Genomic DNA, 15,787 nt, shown 5'->3' with positions numbered 1-15,787 from the left:
CTCGCCGAACCTACGTGAAGAGCGCTTCGGCCTCCGTCGCCACCTGCAACAAGGCAACGTCGCGATACCAGGGCGCGCAGATATGCAGCCCGAGCGGCAGGCCGGAAGCCGTCTTGCCGCAGGGAATGGTGATGGCCGGATGGCCGGAGAGGTTTTGCGGAAATGTGAATGGATACCACGCGCCGCGTATCGTCCCGCAATCGACGCCGTCGATCTCGATGTCGCCGCTCGGGTCGACGTCGATCGGCAGGGGCGGCGCGGTCAACGTCGGCGACACCAGTATGTCGAAGCGCTCGAACAGCGCCTGAAGCTCGCGAAACAGCCGCGTGCGCGCAGAGTTGGCATTGGAGAGCTCCACGGCGGAATAGCCCTCGCCGAGCGTGATCGTATCGATCAGGGTTTGACTAACCAGTTCGTCTCGGCCCTGGAGCAGTGGACCGGTGCGTGCCGCAAGGCCAACGCGCAGGATGGTGAGGAACACAGGCTCATACGACTTGAAGTCGATGACGGCTTCATCCACCAGCGCGCCGGCGTCTTCCAGCTTCTTTACCGCCGCAGCGGTGATTGCCGCGGTCTCGCGCGCGACCCGCGCGCCGCCCTCCGCGATGTAGCCGATGCGCAGGCCGGAAAGCGACGCGCCGCCCTTATGCAGCAGCTTTTCCGCCTGCCCGTAGGTGTCGTGAAAATCCGGCCCGCAAATCGCGCTGAACATCAACGCAACATCGTCAACCGTGCGCGCCATCGGCCCGACATAGGAGTTGGCGCCGAACAGGTCCGGCAGTTGCAGGTGGGGGATCGTGCCAAGCGACGGCTTGAAGCCGACGACGCCGCAGCAGGCCGCCGGAATGCGGCTTGATCCCCCGCCGTCGGTGCCAAGCGACAGCGGCCCCATGCCCGTGGCGACCGCGACGGCCGACCCGGAACTCGACGCGCCGGGCGTCACTTTCGGGTCGATCGGATTGAGCGTGCGGCCGAACAGCGGAGAGGTCGCCGCCTGCAGATGGCCGAATTCCGGCGTGGTCGTCTTGCCGACGAGAATCGCGCCCGCAGCCTTCGAGCGCGCGACGGAAACGGCATCGGCGGTTGGTACGTTGTCTTCGAACAGCCGCGAGCCCATCGTCGTGCGCACGCCGGCGGTGTTGAGCAGGTCCTTGACCGAATAGGGCACACCGTGCAGCGGCGGCAGCTCGCCACCCGTCATGACCTTGTCCTCCGCCAACCGGGCCTGCGCCCGCGCTTCCTCATGCGTCACCGTGATGAACGCATTCAGATCCCTGCGGTCGTCGATGCGCTGGAGCACGGCGTCGACCAGCTCCACCGGCGAAACCTCCTTTGCCCGCACGGCGGACGCCATCTGCGTTGCGGTGAGGTCGGCGAGGTGAGACATAGGCGTTCTCCGATAATCGATCGTTTCGGGTGTGGTGCGTCCTTCGAGGCTCGCTGCGCTCCCACCTCAGGATGAGGGAGGTTGGCGCTCTCTTCCCTCATCCTGAGGTGCGACCCTGAGCTTGTCGAAGGGGAGCCTCGAAAGACACACAATCTCTCCTGCCATCAGATCATCCAGCGCCCGCCATCAATCAGCAGGCTCTGACCCGTGATGAACCGGGCTTCGTCGCTGGCGAGAAACGCAACAGCGGCGGCAACATCCTCCGGCTCGCCGACGATGCCGGCGGGCGTATCGGCCTTGATGCGGTCGATGACATCTTTCGGCATGGTGTCGTGCGCGCGGGTGCGGATCGCGCCGGGCGCAACCGCGTTGACCGTAACGCCGAACGGCGCCAGCTCGCGTGCCAGCGAGCGGGTGAAACCGATCAGCCCCATCTTGGCCGACGCGTAGTCGACCAGCCCGGCATCGCCCACAAAGGCTGCGTCGCTCGACATGTTGACGATGCGCCCGCCGCGTTCGCGCATGGCCGGCGCGACGAGGCGCGACATGCGCATGGCGCTGAACAGCGAGATTTCGAGCACGAAGCGCCAAACCTCTTCGCGGGATTCGTGAAAGTGCGCGCTGCGCGCCCGCCCGCTCTGGCCGACATTGTTGACGAGCACGTCTATCGGACCGAGCTCGCCGGTCACCTGCGCGTGAAACGCTTCAAGCGTCCCGAGATCGGTGCAGTCACCCTCGATTGCAAACAGCCGCGCGGCCATGTCGTCGGCAAGCTGCGCCTTGAGTGGACCGGCATCGAGATCGAGCACGGCGACCTTCGCGCCTTCGGCAAGCAGCCGCTCGGCAATCCCCGCGCCGATGCCACCGCCACCGCCGGTCACGATGGCGACCTTGTCGGTGAAGCGGGTGGACATCTGCATGTCGGCTCGTCCTCAGTGAAATGTTCGGCCGCCGTCGACCGCGAGCGCTACGCCGGTGACGTAGGAAGCTTCGGCACTCGACAGGAAGGCTATGCCAGCGGCGATTTCGTCTGGATCGGCGATGCGGGCCAGTGCATATCGGGCGCGCACGGCATCGAGCTGCGCGTCTCCCGTCTCGCCTTCCGCGATGGAAGAGCGGAACAGCGGCGTCTCGACAGCACCCGGGCACACGGCGTTGACACGGATACCGGCCTCGGCCAGCTCCATTGCCAGCGACTTGGAAAACATCTGCAATCCCGCCTTGGAGGCCGAATAGGCGCTGCGGAACTTCAACGGTTGCAGCCCGGCGCCGGAGGAGACGTTGACGATCGTGCCGCCGCCGGCCACTCTGAGGAAGGGCACTGCCGCCCTGCACACTTTCATCGGCCCGGTGAGGTTCACGGCGATCAGCCGCTCCCATGCCGCGTCGGTCATGTCTTCGAGGCTGGACTGGAGGTCGACGCCGGCGGAATTCACGACGCCGTCGAGCCCGCCCATTCTTGCCGCGGCCTCGGCTATTGCCGTCTCGACCGAAGCCGTATCGGTCACATCGGCGTTGAGCGCCACAAATCCGGGCTCCAGTTCCGCGAGCGCGGCTTCGTCCATGTCCAGACACGCGACCTGCGCGCCGCCTGCCAGGAAACGTGAGGCAGCGGCCTTGCCGATGCCTTTGGCCCCGCCGGTGACGAGCATGCGGCGTCCAGTGAAGTCGGCTGTCATGCTGCCGCTCCGGTGAGACGTGGCCGCATGTCCTCGACCATCTCGTCGCAGCGCCCCATCCAGACGTCGCCATGCTCGAGCGCGTGCTTGATGAGTCCCTCGAGAACGCCGATGCGCGACGGCTGGCCGATCATCTCGGGATGCATGCCGACCATCATCATGCGCTTCTCGGCGTAGAGCACGTCGAACTCGGCCTTCCACGCTTCCAGAACCGCCGACGGCGCCTGCATCGTGCGGCCCGGCAGAACGATCGAATACTGGAAGAAGGGCGCGTCATCGAGCACCCACCGGAAAGGCAGCTCGACGAGCTTCGTCTGCTTGCCATCGACCGAATGGATGTAGGGTGAGTCGTCGTCGAAGAAGTTGGACGAATAATCAAAGCCGTAGTCCAGCATGAGCTGCATGGAGATGTCGCTGAGTTCGGCAGCGGGCGACCGCCACCCGCGCGGGGCGCGGCCCGAAACGCGCTTGATCGTCTCGAAGCCCTTCTCCATCTCCTCGCGCTCCTGTTCGTGCGTGAGGTTGAGGATCCATGAATGGGTGTAGCTGTGATGCGCCAGTTCGTGCCCGGCTTCGAGAATGCGCTCGATGAGTTCGGGGCGCTGATCGATGATGATCCCGGGAATAAAGAAGGTCGTCTTGAGGCCGTAGCGGGCCAGAAGATTGAGCACGCGATCGGTGCCGACCTTCCAGCCATAGGCGCCTTGCGACATCAGGATGGGACGCTTGGCGTAGTCGGGGTCGCGCGCCGTCCACATCGTCTCGGCATCGAGGTCGAAGGTCAGGAAGAGGGGAAAGCCGTTGCTGGTAAGATGCATGTAGGTGTCCGTCAGACGAAGCGGTGGAAGCCGGTCCAGCGCTCGGCGGCAAGCAGCACGATCGCCGTTGCGATGATGAGGAGCGTGGACACTGCGGCCACGCTCGGGTTCACGCCCATCTCCACCGAGGTGAAGATGAGGATGGGTAATGTGGTGTCGCGCGGACCGGCCAGGAAGATCGTCACCGGGACGTTCTCCATCGACGTGACGAAGGAGAACAGCGCGCCGGCGACCAGGCCGGGTTTGATCAGCGGCAGCGTCACCAGCCGGAATGTCGTGAAACCGTTGGCGCCCAGCACGCGCGCCGCCTCCTCCACCGCAAGGTCGATGCCCGACAGACTCGCAAGCGCCGACCGCACGATATAAGGCACGGTGATGACGACATGCGCGATCAGCAGCACCCAGAAGCTGCCACGCATGCCGACAAGCGTGAAATATTGCAGAAGCGCGACGCCGATCACCACCGACGGGATGATGAGCGGCGCCATCAGCAGCGAGGTCAGGGCTTCCGAGCCCGGCACCAGCTTGCGGAAGATTGCGTAGGACGCAGCCACTCCGAGGACCAGCGAGATGGTCGTGGAGCCTACCGCCAGAATCAGGCTGTTCTTGATGGCGTCGATATAGGTGCGATCGGTCAGCACCGCCTCGAACCATTTCAGCGTCCAGCCCTGCGGCGGGATCGTCAGATAGGACGTCTCGCTGAAAGAGGCGAGCATCACAACAATGACCGGGATCTGCAGGAACAGGACGACCAGCAGCGCCACGCTCGATATGGTCAGTCCGGGCCGTTGCTCGTTCATGCCAGCCCCGCCCAGCGTTTGGTCATCCGGCTGGAAATCCAGATGATGAATATGGTGGCGATCGCCAGCGCGAAGGACAGCGCCGAACCGCTCGGCCAGTCGAGCAGCAGCATGAACTCGTCATAGATCAGCGTCGCCATGACCTGGTAGGTCGGCCCGCCAAGCATACGCGGTGTGACCAGCGCGCTGATGGTCAGCACGAAGACGAGGATCGAGCCCGAGATGATGCCCGGGGCAGTCAGCGGCAACGTCACCGCACGGAAGATGTGGAACCGGCTGGAACCCAGCGTCGCGGCCGCGGATTCGACGTCTCGTGGCACGTTCTGCAAGGCGGCGACGAGCATCAGCACCATGAACGGCAGGTAGATGTGCGTAAGTCCGATCATCAGCCCGGTCATGTTGAACATCAGCCGCAGCGGACGCTCGATCAGCCCGATGTCGATCAGCAGGTTGTTGACGACACCGCGATTGGTCAGCAGCACGATCCAGCCGAACGAACGCACGACGAGATTGAGCATCAGCGGAAAGATCACCAGCAGCGTCAGCGGCAATCGCCAGCGTGGATTGCCGCGCACGATCAGGTAGGCGACCGGATAGCCAAGCAGGAGACAGGACAGCGTGACCGCGATCCCGAGGCCGATCGTGCGCAGCACGACCTCGCGATAGAACTCGTCGGCGCCGATGCGCACGAAGTTCTGCAGCGTCCAAACGTCGGTCGCGATGCCCTCGCCGGGCCGGTATTCCTGAAAGCTGGTCGGCACCAGCAGCAGCAATGGCACGACGAAAGCCGCCAGCAGCACGAACAGCAGCGGTGACAGCAGCAGCGCCCCGGTTCGCAGTGACTTCATGCGCCGGTCCCGCTGCGAAGAATGATCGTGTCCTGCGGCCGGATAGTCAGAAAGACTTCCCTGCCCTGCTCGAGATTGGCACCCTCGCCGGACGAAGCCACTTCGACCACGACTTCAAAGCGATTGCCGAGCCGGACGACGTATTGCACCTGCGCGCCGGAAAAGGAACGCAGGACGATGGTGCCGGGGAGGCCTGTTCCCTTTCCATCCGGGGAAGCAGAAAGCGTCACCGCTTCCTGCCGGATGAAGACGTCGACCGGCGTCCCGTCGTCAAGCGAGGCGGCGCCGCTCGATTGCAGCACAAGCCCGTCGCCGAGATCGACCGCGCCGTCCTTCACCGTGCCGGCAAGGCGGTTCGGCTTCCCGATGAAGCTCGCCACGAAGGCGGTCGCCGGACGGTGGTAGATTTCTTCCGGCGTATCGAACTGCTGGATGACCCCGTCGTTCATGACGCAGACACGGTCCGACAGCGACAGCGCCTCGGCCTGATCGTGCGTAACGAACAGCGTGGTGATGTTTAGGTCGCGCTGGAGCCGCTTCAACTCGATCTGCATCTCGTCACGCAGCTTGGCGTCGAGATTGGAGAGCGGTTCGTCGAAAAGCAGAACGCTCGGTCGCGGTGCGATGGCCCGCGCCATGGCAACACGCTGCTGCTGGCCGCCGGACAACTGGCGAGGATAGCGATCGCCATAGCCTTCGAGGCGCACGAGCGCGAGCGCTTCCCGCACCCTTTCATCGAGTGCGGCCCCGCTCTCGCCCTTGCGGCGCAGGCCGAACGCCACGTTCTCGAACACGGTCATGTGCGGGAAAAGCGCATAGGACTGGAACACAAGCCCCACATTGCGCTTGTTGGGAGGCAGGCGCGTGATGTCACGCCCGCCGACGGTTATCGCGCCATCGCTCGGCTCGATGAGGCCGGCAACCATGCGAAGGATGGTCGTCTTTCCGCAGCCGGACGGCCCCAGTAGCGAGACGAACTCACCTTCCGCGATTTCCAGCGACACGTCCTTGACCACGGCAACCTTGCCGTAGCGCTTAGCCAGATGCCGCAGGGAAACGTTGCTCATTTGACCTCACAGATAGCCCGGACGGACGCCGACCGTAAAAGCCTGGCGCCATCAGGCGATGCAATGCCCCGTCGGCCGGCGGCGCGATGCCGCCGGCTGGGAGTTGGTTCGGACGGTACGCCTAGCGCAGAACCTCGCGCTGCCAGCGACGGGTCCACTCAGGCAAACGCTTGGCCATGTCGTTGGGATCGAGGAACAGCATCTTGTCCAGCGCCTCGCCCGTCGGAACGATCGCCGACACCTCGTCCGACAAGGTCACGTTCTTGTTGACCGAACCGATGAATTGGACCTCCGAAAAGCACTTCTGGTTGTCCGCATCGAGAACGGTGTCGATGAATTTGTGCGCGAGATCCTCCTGGGCGGTACCCTTGGGGATCGAAATGGTCGGGCGGATGCCGACGGCGCCCTCGGCGGGATAGGCCGCGGCAAGCGGCAGGCCATTCTTTGCTGCGACACCGGCGCGGTCGGGATACCAGACGGCAATGTCGATCTCGCCGCGCTCGAACAGAGCGACGACCTGATCGGCCTGCGAGTACAGCAGCACGGAAGATTTCGCCAGCGGCTTCACCTTCTCGATGCCGGGCGTGATGTCGTCGAGCGTGCCGCCTTCCATCTGATTTAGTGCGGCGAGGAACTGCCAGCCAGTCGTGCCGGAAATGTCGCCGATGGTAACGCGCCCCTCGTATTTGGGGTCGAACAGGTCGTTCCATGAGGTCGGCGGCGTAGTCACCGTATCCTTGTTGTAGATGATGGTGGTCGCGCCGAGCATGGCGGCAACATAGGCATCGTCGGCGCCCCAGGCACCGTCGATGATTTCCGGCGCATTGCTCAGCTTCGAGCGGTCGAGCTGCACCAGAAGGCCTTCATTGGCCATCTGCACCGCAAAGGCGTCGTCGGCGAAGACGACATCCATGTCGGACTGTCCCGCTGTGGCACGCACGGCTGCCGCGTGCTGTGAAGAGCTGCCGAGCTTGAGGATCACGTCCGCCCCGGTGGCGGCCTTGAAGGGCTCGATGTAGCAGGCCGTGACGTTGTCGGCGAACGAGCCGCCGAACGAGCCGAGCACGAGTTCGTCGGCCGCGGCAACGCCGGGCGCGGACGCAAGGGCGAGACTGGCCGTTGCGGCTGCAAGCAAGGATTTCTTGATCATGTGATGGCTCCCATTGTGACGCGGTTTAGGCCTCTTCCCTTTCCGCATCGTTCGAGAAGCGTAACATCGCAGATATTATCTTTCAAGAAAGATATATTGAAGGTAAATTATCTTTTGCCAAGGTTGGCCGGCCTGCGGTAGCGATTCCGCAGAGCATGGAACTCCACAGCCAAGCGCCTCGAGGAGGACGGGTTTTGAACACGGCCGAGATACGATACTGGGAGCTCGACCGCGTCGGTCGCGGCATGGAAAGCTGGAAGCGGGAACGGCCCGACATCGACTGCAGCGGCAAGGCCGTGGTCGGACGGATCCTCCATCTGCACGATATCATTCTTCGGGCAGTGGACAGGGTGCTGGCGCAGCACGGGCTCAAATATCCCACCTATGCGGTGCTGGCGACGATCCGGGTTTCGGGCCATCCCTATCGCATGTCACCGGGCGAGCTGCTGTCCACTTTGCTCCTGTCCTCCGGCGGCCTGTCGAACCTGCTGCGTCGCATGGAGAAGGATGGCCTGATCCGGCGCATGGCGGACAAGCGCGACGGGCGCGGCGTCATCGTGGAACTGACCGAAGCGGGCATTGCCGCCGCCGATGCCAGCATGGCCGATCATGCAGCCGTGGAGCGCGAACTCTGCGCGTGCCTGCCGCCCGAACTGCATGAAACGATCGCGCGAGGGCTGGGAACCATGATCGCCGTCGCCGAGCGCTAGTTACGGGTCCCGTTGAGGCAAATCACTCGCGGAAAATCTTCTCCATCGATTTTCCCTTTGCCAGCTCGTCGATCAGCTTGTCCATGTAGCGGATCTCCTGCATCAGAGGCTCTTCGATATTCTCGACGCGGACACCGCAAACGACGCCCTTGATCGATCTTCGCGACGGATTCGGCCGGGGCGCTTCAGCGATGAAGGCTTCGAAGTCCGTTTGCCTTTCGAGCTGGGATTCCAGCCCTTCCTGGGTGTAGCCGGTCAGCCAGCGGATGACCTCGTCGACTTCCGCTTTCGTGCGCCCCTTCTTCTCGACCTTCGCGACATAGTGCGGATATACGCTGGCGAAACTCATCGTGTAGATTCGCGGTTTCGTCATTGTGCGGCCTCCATCCGGCATCAGCGCCCCGCACATACTAGCTCAGCCCGATGATCAATTGCAGGCTAAGGCTGTTATGCGCTCAACGGCTCCACCTCGGGCCATGCAGATGCGTTTGCAGCGTATTGCCCTGAGAGCCGTTCCTCCGTGGCGATTGCAGGCAGACGCGGGACGGCGGAAAGCAGTCGGCGCGTATAGGGGTCCCGCGGCGCGCGGAGAACATCGTCCGTGCGGCCCGTTTCCATGATCCGTCCGGCATGCATGACGGCGATGCGGTGGCTGACGCGTTCGACCACGGCGATGTCGTGGCTTATGAACAGGAACGAGAGCCCTTCGCGCTGCTGCAGGTCAAGCATCAGGTCCGTCACCTGCCGCGCGATCGAAACGTCCAGCGCCGACACGGCCTCATCGGCGATGATCAGCTTGGGCCGCACCGAGAGCGCGCGCGCGATTGCCAGCCTCTGGCGCTGACCTCCCGAGAACTGATGCGGGAAGCGGTCGACACAATCGGCTTCCAGCCCGACCTTTTCGACGAGGCTGACGGCGAGGTCGCGAACCTCGCGGCCAGAAACGAGGCCGTGGATACGCGCCGGCTCGGTAACCGCCTCGCGCACCGCCATGCGGGGATTGAGCGACGCATAAGGGTCCTGGAACACCATCTGCGCGTCGCGTCGCGCCGTCATGAGCCGATCGCCTGAAAGTGCCATCCAGTCGCGACCTCCAATCTCGACGCTTCCCCGGTCCGGCTCCACCAGTCGGAGTATCGAGCGCGCCAGGGTCGATTTCCCGCACCCCGATTCACCCACCAGACCGAGCGTTTCGCCCCTGCCGACGGACAGCGAAACACCGTCGACGATCGTGCGGCGCGATGCCTTCGACGCAAACCCGCCAGTCCCGAAGCTGGTGCTCAGGTTCTCGACCCGCAGCACGGTTTCGCCTTCATCGGGGGCTTCCGGACCACCCGCTCCGAGCCTCGGCGTTGCCGCCAGCAATGCCTTGGAATAGTCGGCGAAAGGCCTGCTGAAGAAACGCTCGACGGAAGCCTTCTCTACCAATGCGCCCTTACGCATCACGACGATCCGGTCTGCGATCTCGCCCACCACGCCCATATCGTGCGTGATGAAGAGCACGGCCATGCCGGTTTCCGCCTGCAGCGAACCGATAAGCTGGAGAATTTCGGCCTGCGTGGTCACGTCGAGCGCCGTGGTCGGTTCGTCGGCGATCAGCAGTTGCGGTCGGCAGGCCAGCGCCATCGCGATCATCACCCGCTGCCGCAGGCCACCGGACAGCTCGTGCGGGAACTGACCAAGCCGTCGCTTCGGCTCGGGTATGCACACGCGCTCGAAGGCCTGCTCTGCCTCTTCCAGCGCATGTGCCCGCGACAGCCCGCGATGGCGCATGATGGCTTCAGCAACCTGTCCCCCCACCCGCATCACCGGATTGAGCGAGGTCATGGGCTCCTGGAAGACCATGGCGATGCGGTTGCCGCGCACCCGCCGCATCTGCGCATCGCTGGCCTTCGCCAGATCGGACGGCGCATCCACGCCGAACAGCATGCTCCCACCGGCGATGCGGCCTCCCTCACGTTCGATCAACCGCATGATCGCCAGTGCCGTGGCCGACTTGCCGGAACCCGACTCGCCAACGATGACGACAGTCTCGCCGGCCTCGACATCGAAGCTCAGGCGCTCCACGGCGACATGCGAGCCGAACGCGATGGACAGGTCGCGGACCGACAGGAGCACGCTCATGCCGTTTCGCCCTCCATGCGCGCAGCCACTTCGGCGATCTTATGAAAGGGCGGTACCGGCGGAGTCCACCGCGTCGCGGCAGGCCGGAAGGAGAAGTTCACCGGGTCGCGCCCCTCGACACGCCAGGTAACGGTGTCGCCGAGCTCAATGAGACCCATCGCGCCTGCAGGCTCGCCATTGGTGGTGAAGCTCTCGGTCAGCGACTGCTGCGTGAGATGCACCGTGCCGTCGACCGGTGTGATCGTGTTCCAGTGTACATGGCCCGAGATGCACACGACAGGATGGCGCGCCTGCGCGATCATGGCGCGCGCCCGGTCGGCCTGCGGGTAGGTCGAGACCGTCGCGTTGTTCTCGAAATAGTAGTTGCCGAACTGCGAGTGGCCCGAGACGGGCACGTGGCTCGCGATCAGCATGGGACGGTCGGCATTGCGCACCGTGCGCGACAGCCACAGAAGATCGGCCTCCGGCAGATGGAAGGAGCCATGGTTACCACCCCGGCGGATGAGCGTGTCCGCGCGCCACAGAACGATGCGCCAGCCACCGATGTCGATCGTATGGTGGCCGAGCGCCTGTCCCAGGATGCGCTCATTGTCCTCGACGGACAGGTGGTCGCGATCGTGATTGCCGTTGATGTGGCAGATGGGCGCCTCAACCGCGCGGAACGCTTCGGCGACTTCCGCCTCGAGTTCGAGATCGCGGTCGTGCGCAATGTCGGAGATGCGGTCGCCGAGATCGATGACGAGATCCGGCCGCGCATCGTTGGAAAAGCGCGCGAAGTCGGTCATCAGGTCGAGCGCGCAGTCGCCGCGCTTGGTGAGCGATGGGGCGCCGTGATGAATGTCGGCGACGAGCGCGATGCGCACGGACATGGTCAGCTCCTTGGGCAAGATGAAGGTGATTCCGGCGGGTGCATCGCACCCGCCGGAAGTGACGTTTCAGGGTCAGTTGCTGGCGAACTCAATCGAACCGGCGCGGAAGTCGAGCACGTAGGGGATATGCCCCGGCTTGGGCGCCCATTCGAGATCGGTGCGCATGGCCCAGCTCTCATAGGGACGGTAGAGCGGCAGGAACGGCGCGTCCGCCTTGATGCGCTCCATCAGCTCGGCATAGGCCTGCTTGCGCGCCTCGATGTCGGTCGAGAAGCGGAACCGCTCCCAGATTTCGGCATACTCGGCATCGGTGTTGAAACGCCCTTCCGATTCCGAGGGACCGTTGGGTGCCCACATCACGCCGAACGACCCGAACGGATCGGCGAAATACATCGGGTTGGACCAGGAACGCACCATCATCGCGGGCGAGCCGCCGGTCCATTCCTCGATCACGTTGACCCGGCCTTTGACGCCGACATTGGCCCACATCTCCATGATTGCCTGGGCGGCAAGGAGACCATTCGTATAGTAGGTTGACTGGCTGTCGTAGACGATCTCCTCGCCATTGTAGCCGGCTTCGGCGAGCAGTTCCTTCGCCCGCTCGGGATTGTATTCGAAGGTCTCCAGTTCCGGCATGTAGAGTTCGCCGAACTCCTCCATCGTGTGCGAGGCTGGCACGACGGCCTTGCCGAGCCACAGCGCCTCGTTGAGCGCGTCGCGATCGATCGCCATGCTCAGCGCCTGGCGAATGCGGGCATCCTTCATGACCTCGTGGTTCTGGTTCATGATCATGACGTGGAAGAGCGCGGTCGCGGAGCCAACGGCTTTCATGGTCGGCTCGGCTTCGATGAGCGAAAGCTGGTCGGGCGCGATGTTGGTCGCCAGGTCGATCTCGCCGGTGCGCAGTGCCGTGATCCGCGAGGCGGTCTCGGGAATACGGCGCACGGTTGCGCGTTCGAGCAGGGCCGCCTCGCCCCAGAACTCGCCGAAACGCTCGTAAACGATGCGCTCGTTTGGGACGAACTCGGCAATCTTGTAAGGGCCGGTGCCGACGGGCGCGAGCGAGAAGGCCTCGAAGTCGCTGTCTTCTGCGACATCAGGATCACCGGTCAACGCCATCGTGTACGCGGCCGGAATGATCATGCCTTGCTGCAGGTTGATCAGCGTCTCCCAAAGCGGCTCCTCACGCTTGGCGTAAATGCGGATCGTGTAGTCGTCGACCTTCTCGGCGCGCTCGAAGTTGCCGAGACGGTCGCGGGCGCGGACCTGATAGGGCGGGAACGTCGCCTGGTACATGCGGTTGAGCGAAAAGACGACATCGTCGGCCGTCATCGGGTCGCCATTGTGGAAGAGGACGTCCTTGCGCAGCTTGAGCTCCATGACGGTCGGCTCGAGGAGCGTCCATTTGGTGGCAAGCGCAGGACGCCACTCTACTTCGCGCTTGTTGTAGTCGCGGTCGATAAGCACGTCGAAGGCGTTGTAGTAGAACTGCGAGCCGACATTGGAATGGTCGCGGCCCGGATCGAGATAGGGCGCAACATTTGCGGCGCCAACCGTGATTTCCTGGGCTAGTGCAGGCGTGGCGACGAGCATTGCGAGCGCCGTGGTCTGAAGAAGTCGTTTCATGGCTTTGAAGCCTCCGTAAGGGTGTTGAGCCAGATGTCTTGCGGACCGGCGATCCCGGCCTCTCTTTATGAATTTGAGGTCAGCGCGCCCTCAGGCGCACGTCGGCGCGGTCGCGCAGCCAGTCGCCGAGGATCTGCACGGCAAAGGTGACGAGCAGGATCGCGAGCGCCGGCACGATCACCACCCAAGGCGCCGTCGGCATGTAGTCGCGGCCGAAGCCGACCATCGAGCCTAGGGTCGCCGTTGGCGGCTGCACCCCGAGACCGAGGAACGAGAGCGTGGATTCCAGAAGCACGATGTTGGAGAAGGAGAGCGTGAACTGGACGACCAGCGGCGAGACCACGTTCGGCAGGACATGCCGGGTGGCGATCCGGAAGTTCGATGCGCCGGCCGCCCGCGCGGCCTCGACGAACGGCATCGCCTTCAGCTTCTTCACCTCGCCGCGCACGATCCGGGCATATTGCTCCCAGCCGTAAACGCCCAGCACGCACACCATGACGGTGAGGCTGGAGCCGAAGATGGCGAGGAACAGCAGCGCGATCAGCGTGAACGGGATGGCGATCTGCGCATCGACGGCGCCCATGACGATGTCTTCGAACAGCCCCCCGCGAAGACCGGACAGAAGGCCGAGCAGCCCGCCGAGCAGCAGCCCGATGATCGACCCCAGCAGCGCAAGCGACAGCGTCAGCCGCAGGCCGTAGAGCGTCCGCGAAAGGATGTCCCGTCCAAGCTCGTCGGTGCCGAGAAGGAAGCCGTCCCGGTACCGCTCGAAACCGATCGGCGGCGACAGCCGTGACAGGAGGCTCTGGTCAAGCGGTCCGTGTGGCGCGATCAGCGGGGCCGCGATCGCCGCCGCCAGCAGCGCGAACGCGGTGACGATCGCTACGCGCTGAACGGCATCGGCGGACTGCCAGAGCGAGAGCGCACTTGCGACCAGCGAGGGCTTGTCGTCGAGACCGGAACGCAACGAAATGTCGGCCATGGCTCAGGCCTCCCCGAGACGGATGCGCGGATCGGCCCAGGTGTAGGCGAGGTCGACCACTGCGTTGATGATGAGGACCGCGATGGAAACGGCGATGACGCCGAACTGAAGCACCGGGTAGTCGCGCTGGATCGCCGAGCGCACCAGCAGTTCACCGATACCCGGCCATGCGAAGATCGATTCCACGACCACCGAGCCCGCCGCCGCGAGGCTCGCCACCTGCAGCCCGATCACGGACAGGATGGTGATGGAGGCGTTGCGCAGGCCGTGCCGCAGGATGACCTCGGTCTCCGCTAGCCCCTTGGCGCGGGCGGTGCGGATGAAATCCTGGCCGAGCACATCGAGCATGGCGTTGCGCGTGAACCGCGTCAGCCCGGCGATGAGCAGTCCCGACATAGCGATCGTCGGCATCAGGAAGTGCGCCCAGGTGCCGTTGCCGACAACCGGCAGCCAGTTCAGCCAGTAGGAGAAGACCAGGATCATGAAGACCGCGAGGACGAAGTTCGGGACGGCGTAGAACAGGAAGGCGAGCGTCATGACGGCGCTGCCCGCCCACGACTTGCGCCAGACCGCCGCCACGATGCCGAGCGGTATCGCCAGCGCCAGCGTCAGCGCCGTGCTCGCTAGAAGGAGCTGTAGTGACGGCCATATGCGCTCGGCGATCACTACAGAGACGGGCCGCCGCTCGACGAAGGACAATCCGAACTCGCCGTCGAAGAACGAGCCCATGAAGGCGAGGTATTGTTCGAGGATCGAGCGGTCGAGCCCGTAATAGGTGACGAGAAGATCGCGATCGGCCTGGGTGAGCCCCTGCCCGGCTATGTAGTTGATCGGGTCGCCGGAAAGCCTGGTGGCCGCAAACGCCAGCGTGACGATTGCCAGAAAGGTGATGGCGATCTTGAGGCCGGCCCGCGTCATGTATTTCAGCATGACACGCTCTCCCTGCCGTTGAGATGGGAGGCGATGCTGACCTTTGGCGCGATTGCGGAATGCAGGATGCGCAGGAAGTCGATGCCAGCCGCGCGCGCGGCCACACCGTCGGTAGCGTCGTTGTCGCCAACGAAGAGAGCCCGGCGACGATCGGCGCCGCTGCGTTCGAGCGCGATCTCGATCAGGTCCGCGGCCGGCTTTCCGACGGACTTTATTTGCAACGGGCCGGTACAGGCTTCGATGGCGGCAACCAGCGCGCCGGTCTCCGGCACCGGCCGGCCATGGGCCGTCGGGTGCGTCAGGTCGAGATTGGTCGCCCTGAGTTCTGCGCCGTCGACGAGATGCGAAGCGATTTCCTCGGCAAGCTGCAGACTGAATCGCGAATCCCGGCCAAGAAGCAGGACCTCCGGCACGCCACCGCTGTTTGCAATGCCGAGACTTGTCGCGAGCGACCGCAGCGGTGCGTCGGCATAGACAAGTGCTGCCTTCGCCTGCGGATCGTCGGCGAGCCTGCGAACCGACTCTTCGCCGGCCAGCAGTATCCGGTCCGCATCCACGCTGATGCCAAGCTCATCGAGGCGGGCGGCAAGCGTCCCGGCCGTATCGGAAGAATTGTTGGAGACGATCCACAGCCGGTCGCCGGAGGCATCGACGAACGCTCGCGCGCCCTCGTGCACGTGGCGGCCGGAGATCAGGCACCCGTCGAGATCGCACAACACGATCGATCGTGCCGCGACGTCGATTTCGGCAAAACTCCTGACTGTCTCCACATGGCGCATCGTTGGTCCTCGTCGCTT

The 15,787-nt window shown here is 64.2% G+C and carries 16 protein-coding genes; 1 reads left to right on the top strand and 15 read right to left on the bottom strand.

All coding sequences use genetic code 11. The features are described 5' to 3' along the window. Positions 1-10: 10 nt before the first annotated feature. The 8 genes from V1479_RS16660 to V1479_RS16625 form a co-directional block, all read right to left on the bottom strand. On the bottom strand, positions 11-1,387 hold the full coding sequence (locus V1479_RS16660; RefSeq protein WP_368803916.1) for an amidase: 1,377 nt from the start codon (positions 1,385-1,387) through the stop codon (positions 11-13). A 164-nt stretch (positions 1,388-1,551) separates the two neighbouring features. Beyond that, positions 1,552-2,307, bottom strand: coding sequence for an SDR family NAD(P)-dependent oxidoreductase (locus tag V1479_RS16655; RefSeq protein WP_368803915.1), 756 nt, complete (start codon positions 2,305-2,307; stop codon positions 1,552-1,554). Positions 2,308-2,319: 12 nt separating this feature from the next. Next, positions 2,320-3,066 carry an SDR family NAD(P)-dependent oxidoreductase gene (locus V1479_RS16650; RefSeq protein WP_368803914.1) on the bottom strand — a complete coding sequence of 249 codons (747 nt, stop codon included), beginning with the start codon at positions 3,064-3,066 and terminating at the stop codon, positions 2,320-2,322. Beyond that, complete coding sequence (locus V1479_RS16645) at positions 3,063-3,884, bottom strand: polysaccharide deacetylase family protein (RefSeq protein WP_368803913.1); 822 nt, start codon at positions 3,882-3,884, stop codon at positions 3,063-3,065. The genes V1479_RS16650 and V1479_RS16645 overlap by 4 nt, the downstream gene beginning before the upstream one ends. Positions 3,885-3,895: 11 nt before the next feature. Continuing rightward, a complete protein-coding gene (locus V1479_RS16640) occupies positions 3,896-4,684 on the bottom strand; it encodes an ABC transporter permease (RefSeq protein WP_039710423.1) in 789 nt (262 codons plus the stop codon). Beyond that, positions 4,681-5,532 carry an ABC transporter permease gene (locus V1479_RS16635; RefSeq protein ID WP_039710424.1) on the bottom strand — a complete coding sequence of 284 codons (852 nt, stop codon included), beginning with the start codon at positions 5,530-5,532 and terminating at the stop codon, positions 4,681-4,683. The genes V1479_RS16640 and V1479_RS16635 overlap by 4 nt, the downstream gene beginning before the upstream one ends. Beyond that, positions 5,529-6,599, bottom strand: a complete 1,071-nt coding sequence (locus tag V1479_RS16630; RefSeq protein WP_173194769.1) for an ABC transporter ATP-binding protein — start codon at positions 6,597-6,599, stop codon at positions 5,529-5,531. Before V1479_RS16630 ends, V1479_RS16635 begins: the two co-directional genes overlap by 4 nt. Positions 6,600-6,720: 121 nt before the next feature. After that, complete coding sequence (locus V1479_RS16625) at positions 6,721-7,749, bottom strand: ABC transporter substrate-binding protein (RefSeq protein WP_368803911.1); 1,029 nt, start codon at positions 7,747-7,749, stop codon at positions 6,721-6,723. 194 nt (positions 7,750-7,943) lie between these two features. On the opposite strand from V1479_RS16625, the gene V1479_RS16620 reads away from it, so the two are divergent. After that, positions 7,944-8,459: a MarR family winged helix-turn-helix transcriptional regulator gene (locus V1479_RS16620; protein WP_368803909.1), complete on the top strand. Its 516-nt coding sequence runs from the start codon at positions 7,944-7,946 to the stop codon at positions 8,457-8,459. A gap of 22 nt (positions 8,460-8,481) precedes the next feature. On the opposite strand, the gene V1479_RS16615 is transcribed toward V1479_RS16620, so the two are convergent. The 7 genes from V1479_RS16615 to V1479_RS16585 all read right to left on the bottom strand — a co-directional run bounded on the left by V1479_RS16615 (position 8,482) and on the right by V1479_RS16585 (position 15,769). Beyond that, positions 8,482-8,832: a DUF2200 domain-containing protein gene (locus V1479_RS16615; RefSeq protein ID WP_368803908.1), complete on the bottom strand. Its 351-nt coding sequence runs from the start codon at positions 8,830-8,832 to the stop codon at positions 8,482-8,484. Positions 8,833-8,906: 74 nt separating this feature from the next. After that, positions 8,907-10,583: an ABC transporter ATP-binding protein gene (locus V1479_RS16610; RefSeq protein WP_368803907.1), complete on the bottom strand. Its 1,677-nt coding sequence runs from the start codon at positions 10,581-10,583 to the stop codon at positions 8,907-8,909. Next, on the bottom strand, positions 10,580-11,452 hold the full coding sequence (locus V1479_RS16605) for a metallophosphoesterase family protein (RefSeq protein ID WP_368803906.1): 873 nt from the start codon (positions 11,450-11,452) through the stop codon (positions 10,580-10,582). The genes V1479_RS16610 and V1479_RS16605 overlap by 4 nt, the downstream gene beginning before the upstream one ends. 72 nt (positions 11,453-11,524) lie before the next feature. Then, positions 11,525-13,078 (bottom strand): ABC transporter substrate-binding protein, encoded by a 1,554-nt coding sequence (locus tag V1479_RS16600; protein WP_368803905.1) that lies wholly within the window; start codon positions 13,076-13,078, stop codon positions 11,525-11,527. 79 nt (positions 13,079-13,157) lie between these two features. Further along, a complete protein-coding gene (locus tag V1479_RS16595; protein WP_368803903.1) occupies positions 13,158-14,060 on the bottom strand; it encodes an ABC transporter permease in 903 nt (300 codons plus the stop codon). Between the two features lie 3 nt (positions 14,061-14,063). After that, the gene (locus V1479_RS16590) at positions 14,064-14,990 is read right to left on the bottom strand and encodes an ABC transporter permease (protein WP_368803902.1); all 927 of its coding nucleotides are present in this window, start codon (positions 14,988-14,990) and stop codon (positions 14,064-14,066) included. Then, a complete protein-coding gene (locus tag V1479_RS16585) occupies positions 14,984-15,769 on the bottom strand; it encodes an HAD-IIA family hydrolase (protein WP_368803900.1) in 786 nt (261 codons plus the stop codon). The genes V1479_RS16590 and V1479_RS16585 overlap by 7 nt, the downstream gene beginning before the upstream one ends. Between the last annotated feature and the right edge of the window lie 18 nt (positions 15,770-15,787).

Origin of the sequence: Neoaquamicrobium sediminum (assembly GCF_040970315.1) — a bacterium.
Taxonomy (GTDB): Bacteria; Pseudomonadota; Alphaproteobacteria; order Rhizobiales; family Rhizobiaceae; genus Aerobium; species Aerobium sediminum.
The sequence above is the reverse complement of the archived record's forward strand: the minus strand, read 5'-3'. Positions and strand labels throughout refer to the sequence as shown.